Source organism: Desulfosporosinus metallidurans, from assembly GCF_001936615.1.
Taxonomy (GTDB): Bacteria; Bacillota; Desulfitobacteriia; order Desulfitobacteriales; family Desulfitobacteriaceae; genus Desulfosporosinus; species Desulfosporosinus metallidurans.
The window spans coordinates 34,668-56,438 of sequence record NZ_MLBF01000010.1 but is presented as its reverse complement, the minus strand read 5'-3'; the positions used below and the strand labels follow the sequence as shown (position 1 = coordinate 56,438).

Genomic DNA, 21,771 nt, shown 5'->3' with positions numbered 1-21,771 from the left:
GGATTGAATGGGTTTAGACCTAAGAAGGATTTTTGCCCTAGTCTGGATAATAAGAGCTTGAGGAATGATGGATTCACTTTGTTGGAATTAATGATCGCAGTGGCCATCTTTGGCTTCTTGATGCTCTCAATTTCGCAACTCATGCGTTTTGAAATTCGCAATTTTAATACAGGATCTGCTCAAAATGAAATTCAGCAAAAAGCCCGTACAGCCATGATGCATATCTTAGATGAGATCAACAGACACCCTTATACCTATTTTTCACCTGCCAGTCCCCCGACTACTGACAGCGGCGTCTATTATACTCTCCCTCTGGGAACCCTCACTTGTCTGATTGATGTCAGTCCGACGAACCTCAGTAGTCTACCTTCCGGTACAGAACTCTATTATGATGCGCCGCAACATCGTCTTTGGTTTCGGGATAACACGAAGAATACGACGTATCTCGTATCGGATGAAATCTATACGTTAACCATTACGCCCGTGGAAGATGACGTGCATTTGGTGCAAATTGACTTGGTGGCAGGGGATCCGAACACCCCTCAAACCTTTGAACTTTTAACATGGGTGCGCTTATATTGAGGGGAGGGGAGTCCTTGCGTGAAAGAGGGTCAGCCCTGCTGACAGTTGTGGTGGCAGTCATGGTATTACTCTTGATTTCGGGAGCTTTCTTCTCAACCATCATATATCAGTCGAAGATCGAATCTTCAGAAGAGAAAGGTTTACGAGCGTATTACTTGGCTGAAGCAGGGATACAGTATGGCATCGCGAAAGTATTAGATGGAAATTTGAAAAAGGGAGATCCTCTGCCTACCCCTGAAACTGTCGATGACCCTTTTGGACAAGGGGGAAGTTTTACTGTTCAGTGGCAGGACAATCCTAGTGGACCATCCTTTTTTGTCACAAGTACGGGTACATATTCTGGGATCATGCGCAATAAAAAGGCTGAGTATAAGTACGACGGTTCAGCCGATGGGTGCAGTGACGGCCCTCTTCCTAATTATCCCTTATGGACGGCTCAGAGTTACCAAGCCAATAGCTATGTCATTTATAACGGGGGTGCGTTTTATTCAAGGTATTATGCGAATTCTAGTCAGGTTCCAGGAGTACTTGGTAACCCGTGGCAAGAGATCACGAAAAAGTGGAGAGATTTCAATGTCTACAACACCAATGACATTGTTTGCTATAATTCGGCTAAGTTCCAAGCTAGGAATTACTCGTCTAATCAGCAGCCAGGCTTACTGAGTAGTCCTTGGCAAGAGATAACGGATCAATGGAGAGATTTTAATGAATATGACACAGGAAGTATCGTCATCTATGGCAATAAACAGTTTAAAGCGAGGTATTGGACTAAAAATCAACAACCGGGTCTATTGAGCAGCCCTTGGCAAGAAATTACGAATGAATGGAGATCCTTTAATGTGTATAATACAGGGGATGTAGTGATCTATAATGGACATAGTTACAGAGCAAACTATTATTCCCAAAATTCCCAACCGGATACTTCCCCTAATTGGCAATTAATCAGTTAAGTTTAACTTTGCGTTGATGAGGGAGGTCAGCACATGTCGAAATACTCAAAACTAATCAGGTTGGTTATTTTCCTTGTACTGGCTTCGCTTTTGCTTACAGGTTGTTGGAACCCTTATAATCCTGGGGATGATGACACAACGGATCAAACCGCGCGAACCTTTGCGATTTCAGATGTCTATCCTTATCCGGGAGGCGCAAATCAGATTCAGGATAAACTAATCGATCAATCTTATACTATTTACATTTATATCATTAACAATGGTAATCATGTAAAAGGCATATCAGCAGAAAATGTTAAACTAACGCTGATCGATGAAACACATTTACAAACTATTGATGTGGGAACTACCACGATTGATGGGGGTGTGGGTTACGCAGTCTTCAATAATCTAACTCCGTTTGAGGTTGCAAAGGTTCATTTACATGTCGAAGGATATATTTATCAAAATAAAAATAAAGAAATCTTCGCTGCAGTTAACAGCAATTCTTTTAATATCAATAATCCGCCCCCAGTTTTACAGTCAATTACTATAGCTCCGGCTAATTCTACAGTCCAAGTGGGTTTGACTCAAACTTTCACGGCTACAGCGAATTACTCTGACGGATCCACCAAGGATGTGAGTAATACTGCCGTCTGGTCCAGTTCTGATGTCAGTAAGGCGACAATGACGGATAATTCTGCGACAGGGATTGCCGCAGGAACCTGCCTTATCACAGCTACTATCGGGGGTAAATCTGGAACAACGAACTTAACCGTTGCGCCTCCAGTGCTTCAGTCGATCATGGTAACCCCGACGAATGCCTCTGTTCAAGTCGCGCAAACTCAGACCTTTACTGCGATGGCGTACTATTCTAATGGTTCTACGATGGATGTAAGTCATACGGCCACTTGGTCCAGCTCCAATCAAAGTGTGGCTACCATGACTGGAGGAGTGGCGACGGGTGTAGCTGCTGGAACTAGCACTATTAAAGCTACTTATCAAGGCAAATCGGGAACGACTAGCTTGACAGTCACAGCGCCGGTTCTTCAGTTGATTATGGTAACCCCGACGATTGCTTCTGTTCTAGTCGGGCAAACTCAGACCTTCATTGCTATGGCGTACTATTCCAATGGTTCTACAACGGATGTAAGTCATACGGCCACTTGGTCCAGCTCCAATCAAAGTGTGGCTACCATGACTGGTGGAGTTGCGACGGGTGTAGCCTCTGGATCAAGTACCATAAAAGCTGTTTTTGGGGGGCAATCAGGAACTTCTGAATTGACGGTCGTTGTACCGCCCAATCAGAATACCAATGATCGCCTTATTTGGGAGCAAGAAATAGTCGAGCCATAGACTGTTAATCGTATGGTTTGCTTCGAGGGGGATAAGAAGTGTTTAAGAAAAAACAATGGTTGGCAGTGGTACGGGGGAACCACTGGGTTGTAGCACAAGTGGCTCGCCGTAAGTTCAATCTGAATATTCTTCGCTTGTCGGAATTTCGACCGGAACCGGTCTTTGCTGACTCACTAGAGTATCTTGAGGAAAAGGCACACGAGCAGACTGAAGGTCACCAGGAAGAGGAGTCCTCAACGGGCGGAAGAAATGCGAGTTCACTTAAAGAGTGGTTGCAGAAAAACCATGTTCCTGTCAAGAAGCTTCGCTTGGCAGTCTCCTGTCCAGGAGTGATCACCCGGATGATCACGCTTCCTCTTATGTCTGTGCAAGATTTAGACGAATTGTTGACGTTACAGGTCGATCAGTATTTTACTTTAAATATTTCGGATTATGTTGTAGATTATAGAGTGTTGGAGCGTTTAATCGAAGATGGAGAAATGCGACAACGAGTTCTTCTAGCCGCTTTGCCTAAGTATCAGTGGGAGAAGTTATGGTCGGAGTGGGAGGAGATCGGGTTTAAACCAGATGTGGTAGATTTAGCTGCCGATGGATTAGCCCGGTTATATTCTCAACTGAGCTCGAGGGGCAAGAACCAAGCTAGTAAAGCTGAGGTGGAGGTTCCTCTTGATTTGGCCATTGTTGAACTCAGTGCTGATCGAGTAGAATTCGTTCTCTTAGAGCATGGAGTGTTTTTTTTGTATTCAGATTTGGAGGTTGCTTTAGATGGCCTAGATCAAGTTGCCAGAACTGTAACTTCACAAGAAAGTAGGGCTGAACTTCCAGAAGAGCAGCAAGATTTGGAGCTGCAGACTGCAAAACTCCATGATTGGACTAAAACGGAGATTGAGGCGAGCTTGGGAAATGTACTCCAATCAGTCTCTGAATTTTTTAGTTTTTTTGCGGCAAGGCATTTTGGGAAAGCCATAGATCGAATTTATCTTACGGGTGATTATGCAAATCTCCCTTTTTTGCCAGAAATCTTTGAGAAAAATTTAGAGGTCCAAACTCAGGTAGGCTTCCCGAATGCATGGCGCCCTCGCTATAGTCGAAGGATACGGAGACTACAAAATGACGGAATAAAATATGGCAGCCTTTATGGTTTGGCCTTTCGGGAGGGCTAAATGAGGGAAAAAAGAGAGTTTAATTTTGCCCAACAATGGGAAGCGGGACTAGCCAGAGAAATCCAGAATCCTCACTCTTGGAAAACTAAGGCTGTGCTTTGGGGGACAGTGAGTGTGATGCTTTTGGGAGTACTCGGAAGTGTGCCGTGGATTTGGGAGTACAAGGTGAAACGAGATATCGCCCTAGTTGAACAACAAAGTTCTTCGCTGGGAGATATTGCTAAGCAAGTTAATCAACTAAAGGTACTTAAAGCTCAAACTGAAGGACAACAGCAACTGCTCAATCTTATGCAAAAAAATACCCGCGATCCCGGTCCTATCTTAGATGAACTGAAAAGGACCCTTCCAATGGGGACGATCGTGAATACGTTTTCCTTGCAAGAAAATGTTCTGACAATGGGCGTCAGTGTGCCAACACCTGTCGATGTAGCGAGGCTATGGGTCAGTTTGCGTGATTCTGGAATGTTTCAAGAGGTTGATATTCAGACTGTTTCGTTACAAGACAAGGAGCAGACTTTAAATTTTAACTTAAAGTTAAAATAAGATTTAGTCGCAGCAAGACCATAAAGGCAGAAGAGTTAGGAGCAAAAGGGTGAAGGAGTTAAAGAAGGAAAAACTCGAAATAATCATACTGGTTCTTTTTGTGATGTTGGGGCTGGGTTACGCCTATGTTGCTTTTCTCTTTCTGCCCGAATGGACGGTCATTCAGAGGGCGACAAGTCAGTTAAATGCCCAAATGAGAAACTATCAGGAACTGCTGGCGTACCAGAAAAATCAAAGCGCGCTTCAACAGGATATTAAGACCTTGGAAACAAAAGTCCAACAATTAAAGGCCCAGGTACCTAACCGACTGGATAAACCTCAACTCATGGTTGATCTCTATACGTTGGCTAAGCAACACTCCGTATCTCCGCAATCGATCACGTTTGAACCAATACAAACCAAAGGCTCCTATCAAACAATAGGGATGAACGTAAATTATATCGGAAAGACGGCAGACGTGCTGGCCTTGATTCATGATATGCAATACGGAGGGGGCCAACGTTTGACGCTTCAAAGCCTCAACCTTACCGTTTCCCAAGGGAATATGCGAGCATTTGTTAAATTGACGGCTTATGCCAGTGTCGGAGCAAGCGATTCAACTCAGAAACCAGCCTATATGAATTCGCCCATCGGAGTAGACACTCCCGCGAAAATGTTTCAACCCTAAAAAAATCGCCTTCCCTAAAATGAACGGGATGGCGGTTTTTAATATTCAGTGGATAAGCAAAATTTCTCCCCCGTAAGCATAAGTAATAGAACAACGACAACGTGCAAAAAGGGGTGGAGAAGATGTTCGCGGAACTATTTTTTATTAGTATGGCGCTCTCTGTTCTTAAGGGAGTCTCCTTACTGGTCTCGTATATCAACAACAATGCCTTTCCCCAACCCTTAAACGAGCGGGAGGAAGCGCGCTGTTTGCGAATCCTAAGTGAAAGTAAAACAGAACCTTTTACTCTAACCCGCGAGGTTGAGCAAGCGCGCAATACCTTAGTGGAGCATAATTTGCGGTTGGTTGCTCACCTGGTAAAGAAATTTGACGGAACAGGGGAAGATGCTGATGACCTTATTTCCATCGGCACCATAGGTTTAATTAAAGGGATTAACACATTTGATCCGGGCAAGGGGACAAAGCTTGCAACCTACGCTGCGAGATGTATTGAAAATGAGATTCTGATGCATTTAAGATCCTTGAAAAAGTCACGGGGTGAAGTTTCTATCTACGACCCGATCGGAATGGATAAAGAGGGCAATGAGATTTCTCTGATTGATGTTCTTGGCTCGAATGAAGAGGATATTTCCATCAAAGTTGAAAATGAGGCTGAGCAAAAGGCTTTGCTAGAACTTGTAAAAACATTGAACAAGAGGGAAAAGATGGTGCTTCAGTTGCGTTATGGGTTGATGAACAGTCCGAAAAGGACACAACGGGAGATTGCCAAGATGCTGGAGATTTCGCGTTCGTATGTTTCGCGTATCGAGAAGAAAGCCATTCAAAAGTTATTGGAAGAGATGGGGAAGATTGATTCAAATAAATAAGTCCTCTACTTGCTCTCACGGCATTCTCTAAGGTATAATTATGAAAAAGTTCTGCACTTTGGAGGGTTCAATGTTTGAGTATTTTCGACCCACACTTCAAGCTCCTTCACTCGATCTTATTTCAGTAGAACAACTTGTTCGGGATGGAATCAGGGGGCTCATTATCGACTTGGATAATACTATGACCCCATGGAATGATGTTAATGTAGGCCCTAAAGTGGCGGAGTGGTTTATAAGGGTTAAGGACGCTGGAATTCAGGCGTGTGTTGTGTCAAACAATAAAAAGCGGCAGCGTGTAGCTGTTGTTGCAGAACGAGTTGGAATTCCGTTTGTATTTCGGGCGACAAAGCCGCGCAGAAAAGCTTTCAAAGCGGGAATGGATCTTTTGGGAACGGGGCAAAAGGATACGGCTGTCATTGGAGATCAGTTGTTTACGGATATATTGGGCGGGAATCGTCTCGGTCTCTATACAATTTTGGTCACTCCCATTAATGACCATGAGTTTATAGGAACACGCCTTATGCGTCGCGTGGAGAAATTGCTGGTTTGGATGATGAAACATTTTACTTCGGTGAAACCATTCAGCCCCAAAATACAATAAACAGTAAGGGAATGGCCTGCCATTCTCTTTTTCACATAAACCGTTAAGAGATATAGGGATATCGACCAAACATGTAAAGGGATGTTATAAAATGGAGAAACACTATGCAGTGATTGGGGATCCGATTGAGCATTCGCTTTCCCCAGGGATGCACAATGCTGGGTATGCCGCCTTGGGGGTTAACGCGGAGTATCAACGCTTTCACGTTAAGCCTGGCCAATTGGCGGAGGCGGTAGAAGGTCTTTGTGCCCTAGGATATTCAGGTTGGAACGTCACTCTTCCGCATAAGGAACACATCATTCCCCTTCTTGATTCACTAACCCCTGAGGCTAAGCGTGCTGGGGCTGTCAACACGGTGAAAATCCATGAGGGGAAGAGGATTGGACACAATACGGACGGCGCTGGATTTATTCGATCTGTGGAAGGATATCTTAATGGGTTCAAGGGAAAAAACGCGGTTCTTCTTGGGGGAGGTGGAGCGGCCAAAGGGATTGCCTTGGCTCTGGTAGAGCAAGGGATGAACATACATATTCTTAATCGGACGCGGGAAAAGGGTATAGAATTGGTAGAGTTGATTAAGCACTGGGGAGGAACGGCAACTTCAGGGGAGTTTGCTCCGGGGGATTGGCTTACGGACGTCGACCTTTTAGTGCAGACAACTTCGGTGGGGTTACATGATGAGCCTTTCCCATTTTCTATTAAAGGGATTTTTAGTCAAACACTCGTGGTTGATATAATAGTTAACCCTAAAGAAACGTCTTTGTTGAAGGAAGCAAAAAAACAGGGATGCCGTGTGCTAAACGGACTCGATATGCTTCTCTATCAAGGGACTTTGGCTTGGGAGTTCTGGCTTGGTGGACAAGCTCCGGTGGAGGAAATGCGACAAGCTTTGAAAAAACAGCTCTTACAGCGGATGTTTTATAAAGGTTAAAAGGTAGAGTTAAGTATGAAGAGAGATGAGCGGGCGAGGGGCAATGATCGAGGATTTACTTTGCTGGAAATGCTGCTTGTTTTAGTGCTTTTAGCAGGCTCAGGTTTCGTTCTGCTTATTAAGCTTCCTGTAAACCTTGAAAAGGAACGCCTAACCTTCGCAACTACCCAATTATTAGAGGATATACGGGATACGCGGCAGGCTGCACTGGCGGAGAATAACTGGTACTCGATCAAGTTTTATTATCAAATTGGGGATCAGCATTATCAGATCTTTCGTCAAGGCACAAGAGTAAAAGACGTGTATTATAAAGAGGGTATCCAGCTTTTTGGAGGCCCGAAAGAATTATCATTTAGTGCTATCGGGCGAGGTGTGGGAGCAACCATCATTTTAACAAATTCAAAGGGTGAGCGTAGGAGCATCATCGTTGCCCCCGTGGGCATGCGCATAAGAGAAAAATAATAATTTTTACCTTATAGGATAGAGAGAAGGGATAATATAGTGCGTTTTTTAACGGCAGGGGAATCACATGGTCAGAAATTAGTGGGTATCATTGAAGGACTTCCGTCTGGAATGAAAATTTCCAAGGATAGAATCGATGAAGCCTTAAGACAACGTCAACAGGGTCCTGGTCGAGGCGGGCGAATGGCCATTGAACAAGACGAAGTTCATCTTGTTTCTGGAGTTCGGGGTGGCGTAAGTACTGGGGCTCCAATCGCTTTGGAAATCCTGAACCGTGATTGGGAAAACTGGGAGAAAGTCATGGCTTGGGGAAAAGAGGCTGATTTAGAAAGCCGTAAAGTAATGACTCCACGACCGGGACATGCGGATTTGACCGGAGCTCTTAAATACCATACGGAAGTGCGAAATATTCTTGAGAGAGCAAGTGCCCGAGAGACGGCTATGCGGGTGGCCATTGGTAGTATTGCTAGACAAGGGTTGTCTGCTTTAGGAGTGGAGATCAAAGGGCATGTTCTTGCAGTTGGTGGGGTTCATGCGGAGTATGTTGACGAAGATGCATATTGGCAACGTGTAAAACAATCGGAATGGTCCGTGGGGGATCCTGTTGCTGAACAACAGATGGGAGAACGACTCATGGTAGCTCGGAGTGAGGGCGAATCCTTGGGCGGGCTTCTAGAGGTACAAGTTCATCATCTCCCCGCGGGGCTGGGGTCCCATGTACAGTGGGATCGAAAGTTAGATGGAAAATTGGCCCAAGCGGTGCTCTCAGTGCAGGCGATGAAAGGGATCTCCTTTGGCTTAGGGTTTGATATGGGGGATCGAATGGGATCAAAGGTCCATGATCCGATCTATTATTGTCAAGGACAGGGTTTTAAGAGACGAACCAACCATGCTGGAGGAATCGAAGGGGGAATGAGTAACGGGGAACCCATTATCCTTCAGACGGTGATGAAACCGATTCCTACACTGTATCAGCCTTTAGAAACAGTGCATTTGAAAACTAAAGAGGTGGTAAAGGCCAGTGTAGAACGCTCAGACGTCTGTGCTGTGCCCGCAGCCTTGGTTGTATTAGAACACGTGGTGGCCTGGGTTATTGCTGAAGCGGTGCTTGAAAAATTTCCAGCGGACAGCTTTCTGGAATTACAAACCGCTTGGGAAGCTTATATAGGAAACTTACTTACGATGGAGTTCTAGCTCCATCGTAAGTTTAGTTGAACTTATTTCATTGAGAGGAAGGATCTCCATGCGAAACATCGTTCTCATTGGCTTTATGGGAACAGGCAAAAGCACGGTCGGTAAGCGCCTAGCCCAGTCGCTCGCTTGGGATTTTGTCGATACAGATTGCGAAATTGGTGAAGTAACTAGTATGAGTGTGACGGATATTTTTCGACGTCATGGGGAGACCCGTTTCCGTTCAGAAGAAAGGATTGTGGTCGCGAGGCTCAGTCAGCAGGAGCAAATCGTGATCGCTACGGGCGGAGGGACTGTATTAAACCCGCATAACTGGGATATTTTAGCCCAAAATGGGATTATTATCGGCCTTCATGCTTCACTGGAAGTTATTCTCAGCCGAATCGGGCATAAGAATGACCGTCCACTCCTCAAAGGGCCAAAAGAGGCGATTGAGAAATTATGGTCTGAACGGCAAGTAAGCTACGCCAGGGCTGATTTTACGGTGGATACATCCCAAAAAAATATTGACGAAGTGGTGAGTGAGATTCTGGCACGGCTTGGAAGGATGGAAAATAATGAGTTTAGCAGAGTGGCAAAAGATTGAAGTAAGAGCGGATAGATCTTATCCGGTGTTTTTAGGAGCACCTCTTCAAGAGTTAGGAGAGTACCTGCATTCTCAGATGGATGATGTGGAGCATATTCTGATCATTACGCATCACTCAGTTGCAGACCTTTACTTTGATCGCCTCATGGAAGGGCTTCAAGACTATAGAGTGAATTTATTCAAAATCCCTGCAGGAGAGGAAGGCAAGTCGCTTGAACGTCTAAGTCAGCTAACGACGTCGGCCTTGCGTTATGGTGCGGATCGCAAAACCCTCGTGATTGCCCTTGGAGGGGGAGTAATTGGGGATTTGGCCGGCTTTTTTGCTAGCGTTTTTATGCGAGGGATTCGTTTGATTCAAGTCCCTACCACGTTGTTGGCTCAAGTAGACAGCAGTATTGGTGGGAAAGTTGCCGTAAATCATCCAGCGGGCAAGAATATTTTAGGTTCTTTTTATCCGCCACAAGCAGTTTGGACAGATTTCACAACCCTGGAAAGCTTGCCATGGGGAGAAGTTGAAAATGGTTTAGCGGAAAGCATTAAGCATGCTATAATTGCCGATTCTGACCTGTTTGAGTTTTTCGAGAAACAGGAACAAAGCATTAAGCAACGTGATCCCTCGGTTTGGCGTGAAATGGTGGCCCGATCTTCGGCGGTCAAGGTGAGGATCGTTTCTCAAGATGAGCGAGAACAGGGAGTGCGTGCCTTGCTGAATCTAGGACATAGCTTCGGACATGCCTTAGAGACGGAGATGAACTATCGTGGAGTGACTCATGGTCAGGGAGTTAGCATTGGCCTATTAGCAGCTGCGTATCTGGCTAATGCCAAAGGGTTTATCACCTTAGACGAGGTCGATAGAGTCAAACATCTCCTTATAACTTTTGGGTTACCGACTGTGATTAAAGGGCAAGACTCCCAAGCTTTGTTGCAAGGGATGAAAACGGATAAGAAAAACCAAGGGGGGCGGAAAATCTTAATTCTGCCCAAAGGGATTGGGCAAGCGGTAGTTTCTAAGGAGTGTACAGACCCTGAGATCTTGGCTGCGTGGGACCAGGTAATTTCGTCAGACGATGAAGTTGAGAGTTAAAAGTTAAAAGTTATAAGTTGTGAGTTATTGAAAGTTGAAGGATGCAGTTAGGAGAGAGTTGGAAGCTATTAGAATCTGGCGAGGATCGAAGGATCTTTGTCAGATTTCTTGTTTTATTGGAGTGGAATCATAGCGTTTAAACGAAAATATGCGATTTAGTTAGAAGGATGACAATTGGTAGACTTTCTAAGAAAGATGTGTCGAGGTAGAAGGTTTTCCTTAAAGGGTAGAGAAATAAAAAGGGAATATGCGGTAATGAATTTGATTTTTGGGACATTACAATGACATTATTAAGGAGCAGAAGTAAAGCTGTGAAAAGAGAAAAGAGCGTGCCCTCAGGTTATACGTTATGGGAGCTTCTGCTTGTCCTTTTTCTGATGGGAGTTCTCCTGACCTTGGTTACACCTCATTTTGGTTCAGCTGCTCAACAGGTTCGAGTCCGTGTCAATCTGGCCAATGTGCGGAAGATTGAAGGAGCCGTACAACTTTACCGGATTGATGTCGGAACTTATCCTGCCAGTCTTCTTGACTTAGTTCATACCCCGCAAGGAGTGAGTGGATGGCGTGGTCCCTATCTGGAGGAAGTCCCGGTAAATCCCTTCAATTCTGCTGAGGATTATCAAATTAATGCTTTGGGGCAAGTAAGATAGAAGTGGAGGGTGGAAAGAAGAGAAAGAAGAGAGAGTACAAGAGTAGAGAGAACAAGAGAGAAGAGTACAAAGTAGAGAGTAGAAGAGTGTTGAAAGATTAGGGAAAGGTGGAAAAATGATACTAAACGTTGAGGGGGGAGACTTCTACGGAACAAACGAATGCTTCGCAGGGGTATGTATTGTTTGATGTGTTGCTTGCTCTCTTCCTTTTCTCATTAGGGTTTGCTGTTCTTTTTGGTTTGACGGAAAGTGCCGTCTCTGAATCACGTCAAGCGTCAGCCCTAATAGAAGGAGCGAACCTTGCTCAGACAAAATTGGACCAGTTAGCGGTTCATACTTGGAGTGATAATATTGCTCGACAGGCCTGTATACCTGGTGGGATAGTCGAAGGAAGCGAGGGGAAGTTCCATTGGCTCATTCGTTCAGATTGGGATGATATCCCACAACTTTTGCGAATCAGTGTAGAAGTACGTTGGGCGGAACGAGGAAATCTTTCTTCGTACAAAGTGGAGAGCCTTTATGCGGTCGAATAGAGTGGACTATAATTCTGAGCGTGGGTTAACGCTTTTAGAAGTCTTGTTCGCTTTGCTGATTTCAGGTATTTTTATGGTAATTGCGCTGCGATTAATATCGGATCAGTGGCGGGGATCGCGTACTTTGAAAAATCATTTGGAAGCGCACTATTCAGTCATGACGGCGGGACAAACAATTTCCACAGAGATTCGTTCGGCACAAACCGTGGAATGGGTTCAAGATACTAAAAAATTGTTTATATTACCGCTGCCGGCTGACGCAAATCCGGTGCCAACGCTCGATTTTTATTATATTAATGATTTAGACTATGATGGCATTAAGGATTTGTACTGGGTGCACCTAGGGGCAAAGGAACCGTTGGCTAGTTATATTACAGGATGGGAATGTGTGGAGGTGGAGCCTGGACTGTGGAACGTCTTCTTAGAAGCAAGTGTGGAAGGACAAAAAGCGTCATGGCGGAGCGCCATCAGGCAAAGGAGAGTAAAGCTATCATATACCGATCGACCGGGTATGTTAGCCTTCTTATGCTCCTTCTATTGACGATTCTTTCAGGACTAGGCATGGAAGGATATCTAAAGGCTAATGTAGAGAATCGAATGGTGAGACGGGAAACACAAAGTAGACAGGCCCTTTACGCGGCAGAAGGGGGTGTTGAGTGGGCGAAAGCCCATCTGCTGGTTAACTCTGAACTTCGGGGAGGGAACTTTTCTTTAAGTACCGGGCGCGTTGACGTAGTTATTGTGACGACGAAAGGAGGAGGGTATAAAGTGATTTCTCAAGGTCATTCAGGATTAGCAGTTCGGAAAATTGAGGTGATACTTCAATTAGTGACAGGAAAGTGGATTATGAAGAGTTACCAAGAGTTACATACGTAACATGAAAAACAGTCATGAATTTGGTCAGTTTCTACTCGCCGGAGGCTATATAGAGGCTAAGGATTTGGCGGAAGGTTTAGAAGTTGCGCAGGAAAACGGAGAACCGATTGGTGAAGTTCTCGTGAGTATGAGAGTATTGTCTAAAGCGAGCTTGGCAGAAGCCTTGCGTAGATATTTGGGTATCCCTGAAATTTCGCTGACCCAAGTCACTATTGACCCAGGGGTCGCAGGGTTAATTCCCGAAGAAGTAGCTCGACGCTACACCCTTATCCCCTTCGAACTGCGGTCGGGAATCTTGAGAGTCGCTATGTTTGACCCAACTCATGAACGAGCCCTCCGAGATGTGAGAATGTTAAGTGGGTTGGAGGTTGAGCCAGTCTTTGCTAAGGTAGAGGAAATCCAAGCATCAATTCGTCAGTATCTAACTGTGGAACAATCGGTTGCTCAACTTGCCTCCCCAGTAGACACGATCTATGAAGATCAGGCTGTATGGTCGGTCGAGGTCACAGATACTGATTTGCTGCAAAACGATGCTCCCACTCTTAAATTAGTGCGTTCTGTGTTGCATGAGGCAGTAATACAAGGGGTAAGTGATATCCATTGGGAACCACGCAAAAACGACTTTGTCGTGCGCTATCGAATCGACGGTAAACTTATTCGGAAACATGTTCTTTCTACAAATGCTGCACGGAGTATAGTTTCGTGTTTAAAAGTCATGGCTCAAATGGATGTTGCGGAACGCCGAATTCCACAAGATGGGCGAATGACGTTTAGCGCTGAATTTCGTCGTGTCGACTTGCGGGTGGCGTCAATGCCAACGGTGTTTGGTGAAAAAATTGTTGTTCGTATTCTTGATCCAGAGATGGCACAGCGAACGCTCAATGCTTTAGGGATGCGTTCAGAGGTTGAGTCAGGGTTACAGGCCTTGTTAAGACGCCCGAATGGTTTAATATTGGTGGTGGGCCCGACGGGAAGTGGTAAAACGACAACCCTTTATGCTCTTCTTAGGGAGCTGAATGCCGAGGAACAAAATATCATTTCGATCGAAGAGCCTGTCGAATATCAACTTCCGGGGGTAAACCAAGTACAAGTCAATCTTCCTGCGGGACTCAGTTTTGTAGTCGGATTACGACATATCCTGCGGCAAGACCCGGATGTGATTATGATCGGAGAAATACGGGATGAAGAAACGGCTAGAATCGCCATCAGGGCTTCTCTTACAGGGCATTTGGTCTTATCGACCCTACATACCAACACAGCTGCGGAGGCGTTGGCCCGACTCATTGATATGGGAATAGAACCGTATCTTCTGGCATCTGCGGTCAGTGGGGTTTTGTCTCAACGCTTGGTTCGCCGTTTGTGCGAACATTGCAAGACGACGTACAGAGTGTCTGAGACAGAGAAAAGATCACTTCACTTGCCGACAGCTATTACTCACTTATATCGTCCTACCGGATGCCCGGAATGTCTAGAAACCGGGTTTAGAGGCAGGATTGGGATTCACGAGTTTTTGCAATATAATCAGGAAATTAAGGAACTAATACTTTCACGTCAAAACTCTAGGGACATTGAGCAACAGGCCATGGTTTCAGGGATGTTAACGGTCTTGGAAGATGGGCTACTGAAGGTGGCTCAAGGGTCTACGACTGTGGAAGAAGTACTACATGCTACTTCGGGCATTGAAGGGTAAGGAGAGAAAAAACATGCTTTCACTTGAAGAACTTTTGCAGTTGGCGGGGGAAAAAAAGGCGTCTGACATCCATCTAACAGTAGAGAGCCCACCGGTACTTCGGATTGACGGCTCACTTGTGCAACTTGAGATGGAAAAAATTTCGCAAGCGAATCTCGAAACGTTTGGTCATTCCCTTATGAATGACCAACAGGCTAAACGATTTGCTGAAAATGGTGAATTGGATCTTTCTTATAGTTTGCCAGGGATTGGACGATATCGCGTTAATGTTTTTCGACAGCGAGGATCCATTGGAGTGGTTATTCGTTTGATTCCCTTTGTCATCCCTAGTCCAGAAGATCTGGGCCTTCCGCCCGTGAGCATTGAATTAGCTCGCTTACATAAAGGGTTAGTATTAGTGACTGGCCCAACCGGGAGCGGTAAATCGACGACGCTTGCTTCGCTAGTTGACTACATTAATCGCACAAGGGCTTGTCACATTGTAACGATCGAAGACCCTATAGAATATTTACACCGCCATAAATTGAGTTTAGTCAATCAACGGGAAGTTGGTAATGATACTCAATCGTTTACGAATGCGTTGCGCGCTGTCTTGCGCCAAGATCCAGATGTAATTTTAGTAGGCGAGATGCGAGATTTAGAAACGATTGCAACTGCTGTTACAGCTGCTGAAACCGGGCACTTAGTCTTCAGTACGTTGCATACGAATGATGCAACCCAGTCAGTGGATCGAATGATTGATGTTTTCCCACCGCATCAACAGCAGCAAATCCGCGTGCAACTGGCGGCCGTTTTACAGGGGATATTATCTCAACAATTGTTTCCCAGAGCAGACCATAAAGGGCGCGTGGCGGCCATTGAAGTTATGTTGGCGACGCCAGCGGTTCGTAGCCTCATCCGGGAGGGTAAAACCCATCAGCTGCCGACCGTCATCCAGACGAATGCCAAGCTGGGGATGCAAACTATGGATAAGGCCATTCTGGACTTAGTCCAAAAGGGCCTTGTTTCTTACGAGGTTGCCCAGGAAAAACTGCAGAGTCCTGATAGTTTAAGGAGATGAAGAAACGTTTTGCATGGAAAGCTGTTGACGAGAAGGGAGTAATACAGCACGGTTCATGGATCGGTGATGAAATCTCAGAGGTTCAAGCACGACTAAGGAAGGAAGGATATTTCCCGGTGGGGGTACACTCAATGCGAAATTGGCAAAGTATTTTGGTACCGACCCGGAAGAAGTTTCAGTGGAGCCATTTCGCCCGCCGGTTAGCTACTTTATTGGAAGCAGGAATCCCCTTACTTCAAGCTTTAGAGATGATGACCTTTCATGAGGCAAAAGTATCCTTTGAGCAGGAACAATGGAAGAGTGTAAAGGAACGAGTAGAAGCAGGCAGTGACTTGTCGGAGGCTTTAGCACTTCTAAATCCATCCCCTAATTCGTTTGTGCTCTCTATGGTCAAAGCTGGGGAATATACTGGAACACTGGCAAAAGTCCTCAGTGAAGTCGCTGACGAGTTAGATCAGGAATACGCTTATCATAAAAAGATAAAGGCAGCTCTGGCCTACCCACTGCTGTTGTTCTTCGCAGTGATTGTAGTGCTCTATGTCCTTTCTGTCTGGGTACTCCCCATGTATGAAAAACTTTTTATAAGCATGGGTGCAGAATTACCGTTTTTGACTAGAGTCATTTTTGCGGGTGGGCGAAAAATCCCTCTTTTTCTGTGGGGTACATTTGGTTTGGTTACGAGTGGTTTACTTGTTTTGAGACACACGAATTCGGATCGTTGGAAAATACGCTTAGACCACTTATTGGGACGGATTCCCCTTCTAGGAAGGGTCTATCGCCTTCGTGATTTAGTCCAATTTAGCCAAATTTTGGGTCGATTGATAGATGCCGGAATTCCTTTACTCGAGGCGTTGCGCTTGACGGCTGGTATGTTACGTAGCCAAGAAATGTTGGAGTTGACGAACCAGCTTGTGCTCAATGTTCGACAGGGAAAACGAATGGCCCCATTACTGCGTACGAGCAGGATTTTCCCTAGAGAGGGAGCTGAAATGATCTCAGTCGCAGAAGAATCTGGTCAGTTGGATCGCATGTTGCATTATGTTACGCAAATGTTTCGACGTGAACTAGAGGATCAGCTCAACAGGCTTACCAAGATGCTTGAGCCAGCATTTATCCTCGCTTTAGCTGGGCTGATCGGACTTGTTGCCAGCGGAGTAATGCTTCCTATTTTTGATCTCAGTTCACATCTGGAATAACAGAAGTCAGAGGCCGGAGGCCAGATATAAAACGGTAACTTCGGAGTTGAGCAAGTGTGCTTATGCCCGCGGACAAGTTTAGCTATACTTGAGATCATTTGAAGTGAGGGTCGCAATGAATATGAAGGAGGAGCGGGGGATGAAGTCTATCAGACAAGACAAAGGGTTTACTCTTATTGAAGTGTTGGCTGTAGTGATTATTATTAGCGTCTTAGCGGCTGTGGTGATTCCTAAGATAGCATCGAGCACAGCAAATGCACGGCGAAAAGCAGATGTTGCGACGGCGCATCAAGTCAAAGCGGCCTTGGATCGCTTTCAGGTTGAAAACGGAAATTACCCTAAAAATACTGAGTTGACAGTGTCTGCTGGCACGGTGACCAGCTCTAATCTCATACCTAAATATATTAGTAAATTGGACAAATCGACGACTCAACAAATTGTCCCTGAGGGAAACAAGGGATTTGGGGTGGTTTATATTGCGGCCGATGCCGCAGATCCCACGAAAATTGTTATTCCAGATACTAAGACCAATACGATCATGATTTATTTATTTGGCGATGGCTTGGCAGCCGAAGTTCGAGCATATGATGAAGGTTTAGATAATGTCCTTTGGACGTCTGCTAATTAGCCTTCCGTTAGTATACTAACGGAAGATTGAACTCCAACATTAAGTCTAAGAATCTGACCAGGAAAGGGGACACTTCGTTGAATTTTTCGTTGTATTTAATGAGTATTACAATCGGACTCTTAGGACTCCTGATTGGTAGTTTTCTGAACGTGGTCATTTATCGTGTCCCACGTGGGGAATCCATCGTAACCCCAGGTTCCCACTGTCCTGCTTGTGGACATTACCTAAGAGCCTGGGAGCTAGTTCCTGTGGTTAGCTTTCTGATTCAGAAGGGACAGTGCCGTAACTGTCAAGCACGAATTTCTTGGCGTTATCCCATGGTCGAACTTTTAACTGGGGTTCTCTTCTATCTGACCGTTGCGTTAAGTTTTGGAATGGAAATCCACCCAGCTCGGCTGTTGTTGAACTTGGTTTTTGTGGCGGTGCTCATTGCCTTAGCGTTTATTGATCTTGACACATTCCGCTTGCCGGATGTTCTTACCCTTCCGTTGTTGGGACTTGGGTTACTGGGAGCCTTTCTTATACCGGGAAACCCAACGGGATGGGAGAGTGTGCTCAGTGCCTTAGGAGCTGGGGGGTTATTCTGGATTATTGCTCGATTTTATCCGCAAGGAATGGGACTTGGAGATGTAAAGCTGGTTGCTGCAATGGGCGCTTTCTTAGGGTTTCCTTCTATCTTTCTAGCCATTTTCATAGGTAGTTTTTTGGGAGCACTGATAGGGATTTTTCTTCTCTTAGCGGGTAGAAAAGGTTTTCGTCAACAGATCCCCTTCGGGCCTTATCTTGCGCTCGGGGCGATACTGGCCCTATTCTGGGGAACTCAAATATTCGACTGGTATTGGACCTGGGCTAGATAATAGAAACTTACTTCCGAAGGCTTCCTACTCTTGCGGAAGTTAAGTTGAACTTTTTTAGGATTAAATGTAGGATGTGCGAATCGATATATTTGGATTTCGGACATCGATTGTCGAACTTCGATCTTCGAACCACGATAAAGGGGTGACCCTATGCGAAAAAGGTCAGTGGTCTTTGAATTGACCGATGGAGAAATTCGAGCATTTTGGTTTTCTGTCCCTCCTTTCATAAGACAAGGTCATCGTTCTCGTGCAGTCAAGTTTGACCGAATTCCATTATCGGCTGGACTCATCGAACAAGGCAACGTGCGGAACGAAAACGCTTTGATTAATGTTTTCTTAACTTATGCGTCACAGCAGCCACTGCATCTTTATAAAGATTTAAAGGTGTATTTGGCGATCCCTCTTCAACAAGGATTTATTCGGGCATATTCGTTGCCGTGGCTGGAAAAACGAGACAGAAAATCGGCCATTTCTTTGTTAGTCGCTGAAGAGATGCCGATTGTTAGGTCGGATTTACTCTATGATTTCCAAGTGATTTCCGAAGAAAAACCTATAAGTTTGGTAATTTTACTGGGTGCAACTCGGAAAAGTATCCTTGAACAGTATGTCTTGATCCTAGAAAAAGCAGGGTTCAGGGTGGAGGGTATAGATTTTGCATTTTCTGTTTTAGGGCAAGCATTGGGCTTTGAGGCAAAGGAAGATGTGCTTTATCTTCAGGGGGAGTCCGATAGTTTTCAGATGGCCTTCTTTAGAGGAACTGTACCTGAAAGTGTGCGTACGTTACTCCCCTCCCATTCCTCCAAGGTAGGTGAGGGAAGTGTCAAAGAGCGGATAGAAACTTTGGAAAGTGAGATTCGGCGCTTCCTCTTGTTTTACAGCACACAACATAACGATCTCAATTTGAAACGCTTGGTCTGGAGTGGAGACACGGTCGCTGGTCAACTAGCCCAGAGAATATTGGCGTCAAATCACGTTTCAACGGTGGAACAAGCCAAAATCACGTGTGCTTCAGATCCTTGGCAGAAGCTCCTGGAAGAGAATAAGGGTTGGGGCGAGGTGGCAGTAGGGTATGGACTACGGATTTGTGCACATCGTCCTGGGCTTAATCTTTGGGGTCAACCGAATAGGGACAAGAAGCTTATGCGAACGTTCCGTGGACTGGCATTTTTCAGCGGGGCGCTTTTGATGATTGGAACTATAGTTTGCTTCGTGCTCTATCAAAATACGTTACCCTTGCAACAAGAGGTTCGACTGCTTTCAAGCCAAGGTGCTAGGATTGAGAAACAGGCTAAACATCGTGAAGAACTTGAAGATGCTTGGAAAAAGGTAACGATTCAGCCAGAGAAAATTGGAGAAGAGTTGGCAAAGGTTCAAGCTTTGTGGGGTTCAGAGCTGGAGATTGAACAAGTCACGTACAAGCAAGATAGTATGTCGTTAAGCGGAAGTACTGATGATTCGAGAGGGGTTCAAACCTTGATTCGTAAACTTCGGACCATGGGCTGGGAACAACCCGCTTTAACGAGTTATAAACTGACTACGCTAGACAACGTAGAGTTCTCTTTGAGTGCAAAACGTGGTAAAGATGGAGTGCAAGTTGAGAATAAGACTGAAAATAACACAACGGTGAACATGAGTGAATCTTTAGGCGGGGGTGGGTAAATCATGGCTTATTCCCCAAGTGAGATCAAGGTTAAGCGGACTATCCTATCTCAGGTCTTCCCATTTCGGGGTCTTTCGCTACGTAGTGTCAAGAGAATCGTCGTGGTGATATTAGCTTGCATTGTTTTAGCATTTCTGGTGCTTTGGCGTCCAATGTATCTTCAGCTGCGCTCTTTGCAGAAGGAGAAAATCTATTGGCAAAACGTAAAAGCAGGGTCGGCGAATAATAAAGAAGACACTAAGGTGTCCACTATTCCTACGATGGATCAGTTCCCCGACATGATTGATCAGTGCCGAGGCGCGTTTGTAAAAGAAGGTGTGGCCGTCTATGCTTTAAATGTTGAACGGTTTGGAGAACGGAGAGAGGTGGGTAACGGGGGAAGTTTGGATTATGGGTTGGTTCGACTGAGATTGCATGGTCAATGGAAAGACATTGTCAGAGCACTCAAAGCTGTTGAGGAGATGAGATTGTTCAGTATTCACGTTCAGGAAGTACTTTTAGAAGTAGAAGGAGGGGAAGTGCTTCTGCAGATTTATTTTTGCACAGGAGTATGAATTTCCCAACTAGTATAATTTGGGGTATTATTGAAATTAGTGGAACGAAACATTCCCTCTTATCCATAGGCTAAGGAAGAGGAGGGAATGTAATATGGTCAAAGAATACACTATTCAACCTGGAGATAATTTTCATAGTTTAGCCCAACGTTGGGGAGGGAACTGTGACGATTTTCTTCAGCTCAATCCAAGTGTTGATCCACTGAAACTTCAAATAGGACAAATTATTGTTCTTCCAGAATTCAAGGCAAGTCTCAAAGGGCAAGAACAATATGCAGATATTCATGGTAATCATGGCCAAGAATTTGTAGGGGATTATCTTGACGAAGTCGAGATGGAGGTCGAAGGAGTCCGTTTTCGTCTTCGGCGCATTGGTGAGCCTAAAATTCCTCACGAAATTCACTTTATTCTTCCCCGAACTGAGATCCGTAAAGTCCAGCCAGTGGGGGAAGGAGGCCCGACTGAAGTTCAAATTATGCTAAGCAATTTGGACGTTGTGCTTTCCCCCCGTTTAGTGAGTGGAAAAACATCACCTCCGTAAAACGGAGGTTTTTATTCCGTAAAGGGTATGGCGTGAAGTGATTGTGGAAAATAATTCGAACTTGTGATAAAATTTCGGGTATGTGAGCAAGGAAGTGATAAATTGGCAAGCATATGGGTATTTCATGGCCCTAATTTGAATTTATTAGGACTTCGAGAACCAGAACATTATGGATCACGCACCTTGGCAGAGATTAATCAAGACGTGTTAGCAACGGCGAGTCAGGCGGGGATAAATGCGGAATGCCGACAAACGAATCACGAGGGAGACCTTTTGGATTGGATTCAAGCCTTAACGTCGGATGACTTTTTAATTCTCAACCCTGGGGCCTGGACCCATACAAGTTATGCGATCAGGGATGCTATTAGTGCAGTAAGGGTTCCTACGCTTGAAGTTCATCTTTCAAACATTCATGCACGAGAAGCATTTCGGGCCAATTCGCTTATTGCGCCAGTCAGTATTGGTCAGATTTCGGGTTTAGGAGCCGAGGGCTATGTCTTAGCGATGCGTTATGCCATCGATTACCAGCTTCGAAGGGCAAAATGATTATATCAACGACAAGGAG

At 45.1% G+C, this 21,771-nt stretch carries 26 protein-coding genes; all 26 read left to right on the top strand.

Features of this window, described 5'->3' with window-relative positions; all coding sequences use genetic code 11:
• Window positions 1–3: 3 nt before the first annotated feature.
• Entirely contained in the window at window positions 4–582 is a 579-nt protein-coding gene (locus DSOL_RS08920) for a PilW family protein (protein ID WP_427854386.1), read from the top strand.
• Between the two features lie 14 nt (window positions 583–596).
• Window positions 597–1,532 carry a carbohydrate-binding protein gene (locus tag DSOL_RS08915; protein WP_075364519.1) on the top strand — a complete coding sequence of 312 codons (936 nt, stop codon included), beginning with the start codon at window positions 597–599 and terminating at the stop codon, window positions 1,530–1,532.
• A gap of 33 nt (window positions 1,533–1,565) precedes the next feature.
• Window positions 1,566–2,867, top strand: coding sequence for an Ig-like domain-containing protein (locus DSOL_RS08910; protein ID WP_075364518.1), 1,302 nt, complete (start codon window positions 1,566–1,568; stop codon window positions 2,865–2,867).
• A 38-nt stretch (window positions 2,868–2,905) separates the two neighbouring features.
• On the top strand, window positions 2,906–4,030 hold the full coding sequence (gene pilM / locus DSOL_RS08905; RefSeq protein WP_075364517.1) for a pilus assembly protein PilM: 1,125 nt from the start codon (window positions 2,906–2,908) through the stop codon (window positions 4,028–4,030).
• A complete protein-coding gene (locus DSOL_RS08900; protein ID WP_075364516.1) occupies window positions 4,031–4,573 on the top strand; it encodes a PilN domain-containing protein in 543 nt (180 codons plus the stop codon).
• Window positions 4,574–4,622: 49 nt separating this feature from the next.
• Window positions 4,623–5,240 carry a type 4a pilus biogenesis protein PilO gene (gene pilO, locus DSOL_RS08895; RefSeq protein ID WP_075364515.1) on the top strand — a complete coding sequence of 206 codons (618 nt, stop codon included), beginning with the start codon at window positions 4,623–4,625 and terminating at the stop codon, window positions 5,238–5,240.
• A gap of 122 nt (window positions 5,241–5,362) precedes the next feature.
• Window positions 5,363–6,106, top strand: a complete 744-nt coding sequence (gene sigK, locus DSOL_RS08890) for an RNA polymerase sporulation sigma factor SigK (protein WP_075364514.1) — start codon at window positions 5,363–5,365, stop codon at window positions 6,104–6,106.
• A 70-nt stretch (window positions 6,107–6,176) separates the two neighbouring features.
• Entirely contained in the window at window positions 6,177–6,707 is a 531-nt protein-coding gene (locus tag DSOL_RS08885) for a YqeG family HAD IIIA-type phosphatase (RefSeq protein ID WP_075364513.1), read from the top strand.
• A gap of 91 nt (window positions 6,708–6,798) precedes the next feature.
• Window positions 6,799–7,638: a shikimate dehydrogenase gene (aroE, locus tag DSOL_RS08880; protein WP_075364512.1), complete on the top strand. Its 840-nt coding sequence runs from the start codon at window positions 6,799–6,801 to the stop codon at window positions 7,636–7,638.
• A 15-nt stretch (window positions 7,639–7,653) separates the two neighbouring features.
• Window positions 7,654–8,100, top strand: a complete 447-nt coding sequence (locus tag DSOL_RS08875; protein WP_075364511.1) for a prepilin-type N-terminal cleavage/methylation domain-containing protein — start codon at window positions 7,654–7,656, stop codon at window positions 8,098–8,100.
• 39 nt (window positions 8,101–8,139) lie between these two features.
• The gene (gene aroC / locus DSOL_RS08870; RefSeq protein ID WP_075364510.1) at window positions 8,140–9,294 is read left to right on the top strand and encodes a chorismate synthase; all 1,155 of its coding nucleotides are present in this window, start codon (window positions 8,140–8,142) and stop codon (window positions 9,292–9,294) included.
• A gap of 49 nt (window positions 9,295–9,343) precedes the next feature.
• Entirely contained in the window at window positions 9,344–9,877 is a 534-nt protein-coding gene (locus DSOL_RS08865; protein ID WP_075364509.1) for a shikimate kinase, read from the top strand.
• Window positions 9,849–10,961, top strand: coding sequence for a 3-dehydroquinate synthase (gene aroB / locus DSOL_RS08860; RefSeq protein WP_075364508.1), 1,113 nt, complete (start codon window positions 9,849–9,851; stop codon window positions 10,959–10,961). The genes DSOL_RS08865 and aroB overlap by 29 nt, the downstream gene beginning before the upstream one ends.
• Window positions 10,962–11,272: 311 nt before the next feature.
• Window positions 11,273–11,611: a type II secretion system protein GspG gene (locus DSOL_RS08855; protein ID WP_235838747.1), complete on the top strand. Its 339-nt coding sequence runs from the start codon at window positions 11,273–11,275 to the stop codon at window positions 11,609–11,611.
• Between the two features lie 188 nt (window positions 11,612–11,799).
• Window positions 11,800–12,144: a hypothetical protein gene (locus tag DSOL_RS08850; protein WP_427854385.1), complete on the top strand. Its 345-nt coding sequence runs from the start codon at window positions 11,800–11,802 to the stop codon at window positions 12,142–12,144.
• A complete protein-coding gene (locus DSOL_RS08845; protein ID WP_075364505.1) occupies window positions 12,131–12,685 on the top strand; it encodes a PulJ/GspJ family protein in 555 nt (184 codons plus the stop codon). Before DSOL_RS08850 ends, DSOL_RS08845 begins: the two co-directional genes overlap by 14 nt.
• A gap of 20 nt (window positions 12,686–12,705) precedes the next feature.
• Window positions 12,706–13,020, top strand: a complete 315-nt coding sequence (locus DSOL_RS08840) for a hypothetical protein (RefSeq protein ID WP_083642390.1) — start codon at window positions 12,706–12,708, stop codon at window positions 13,018–13,020.
• Between the two features lies 1 nt (window position 13,021).
• On the top strand, window positions 13,022–14,710 hold the full coding sequence (locus DSOL_RS08835) for a GspE/PulE family protein (RefSeq protein ID WP_075364503.1): 1,689 nt from the start codon (window positions 13,022–13,024) through the stop codon (window positions 14,708–14,710).
• 13 nt (window positions 14,711–14,723) lie between these two features.
• Window positions 14,724–15,770 (top strand): type IV pilus twitching motility protein PilT, encoded by a 1,047-nt coding sequence (locus DSOL_RS08830; protein ID WP_075364502.1) that lies wholly within the window; start codon window positions 14,724–14,726, stop codon window positions 15,768–15,770.
• Between the two features lie 131 nt (window positions 15,771–15,901).
• The gene (locus DSOL_RS08825; RefSeq protein WP_235838744.1) at window positions 15,902–16,966 is read left to right on the top strand and encodes a type II secretion system F family protein; all 1,065 of its coding nucleotides are present in this window, start codon (window positions 15,902–15,904) and stop codon (window positions 16,964–16,966) included.
• A 139-nt stretch (window positions 16,967–17,105) separates the two neighbouring features.
• Window positions 17,106–17,594, top strand: coding sequence for a type II secretion system protein (locus tag DSOL_RS08820; RefSeq protein ID WP_139314415.1), 489 nt, complete (start codon window positions 17,106–17,108; stop codon window positions 17,592–17,594).
• An 89-nt stretch (window positions 17,595–17,683) separates the two neighbouring features.
• Complete coding sequence (locus DSOL_RS08815; RefSeq protein WP_170871476.1) at window positions 17,684–18,451, top strand: prepilin peptidase; 768 nt, start codon at window positions 17,684–17,686, stop codon at window positions 18,449–18,451.
• 150 nt (window positions 18,452–18,601) lie between these two features.
• A complete protein-coding gene (locus tag DSOL_RS08810) occupies window positions 18,602–20,110 on the top strand; it encodes a type IV pilus biogenesis protein PilM (protein ID WP_075364500.1) in 1,509 nt (502 codons plus the stop codon).
• 3 nt (window positions 20,111–20,113) lie between these two features.
• A complete protein-coding gene (locus DSOL_RS08805; RefSeq protein ID WP_075364499.1) occupies window positions 20,114–20,665 on the top strand; it encodes a hypothetical protein in 552 nt (183 codons plus the stop codon).
• Between the two features lie 94 nt (window positions 20,666–20,759).
• A complete protein-coding gene (locus tag DSOL_RS08800; protein ID WP_075364498.1) occupies window positions 20,760–21,206 on the top strand; it encodes a LysM peptidoglycan-binding domain-containing protein in 447 nt (148 codons plus the stop codon).
• Window positions 21,207–21,308: 102 nt separating this feature from the next.
• Window positions 21,309–21,752 carry a type II 3-dehydroquinate dehydratase gene (gene aroQ / locus DSOL_RS08795; RefSeq protein ID WP_075364497.1) on the top strand — a complete coding sequence of 148 codons (444 nt, stop codon included), beginning with the start codon at window positions 21,309–21,311 and terminating at the stop codon, window positions 21,750–21,752.
• The last annotated feature ends 19 nt before the right edge of the window (window positions 21,753–21,771 follow it).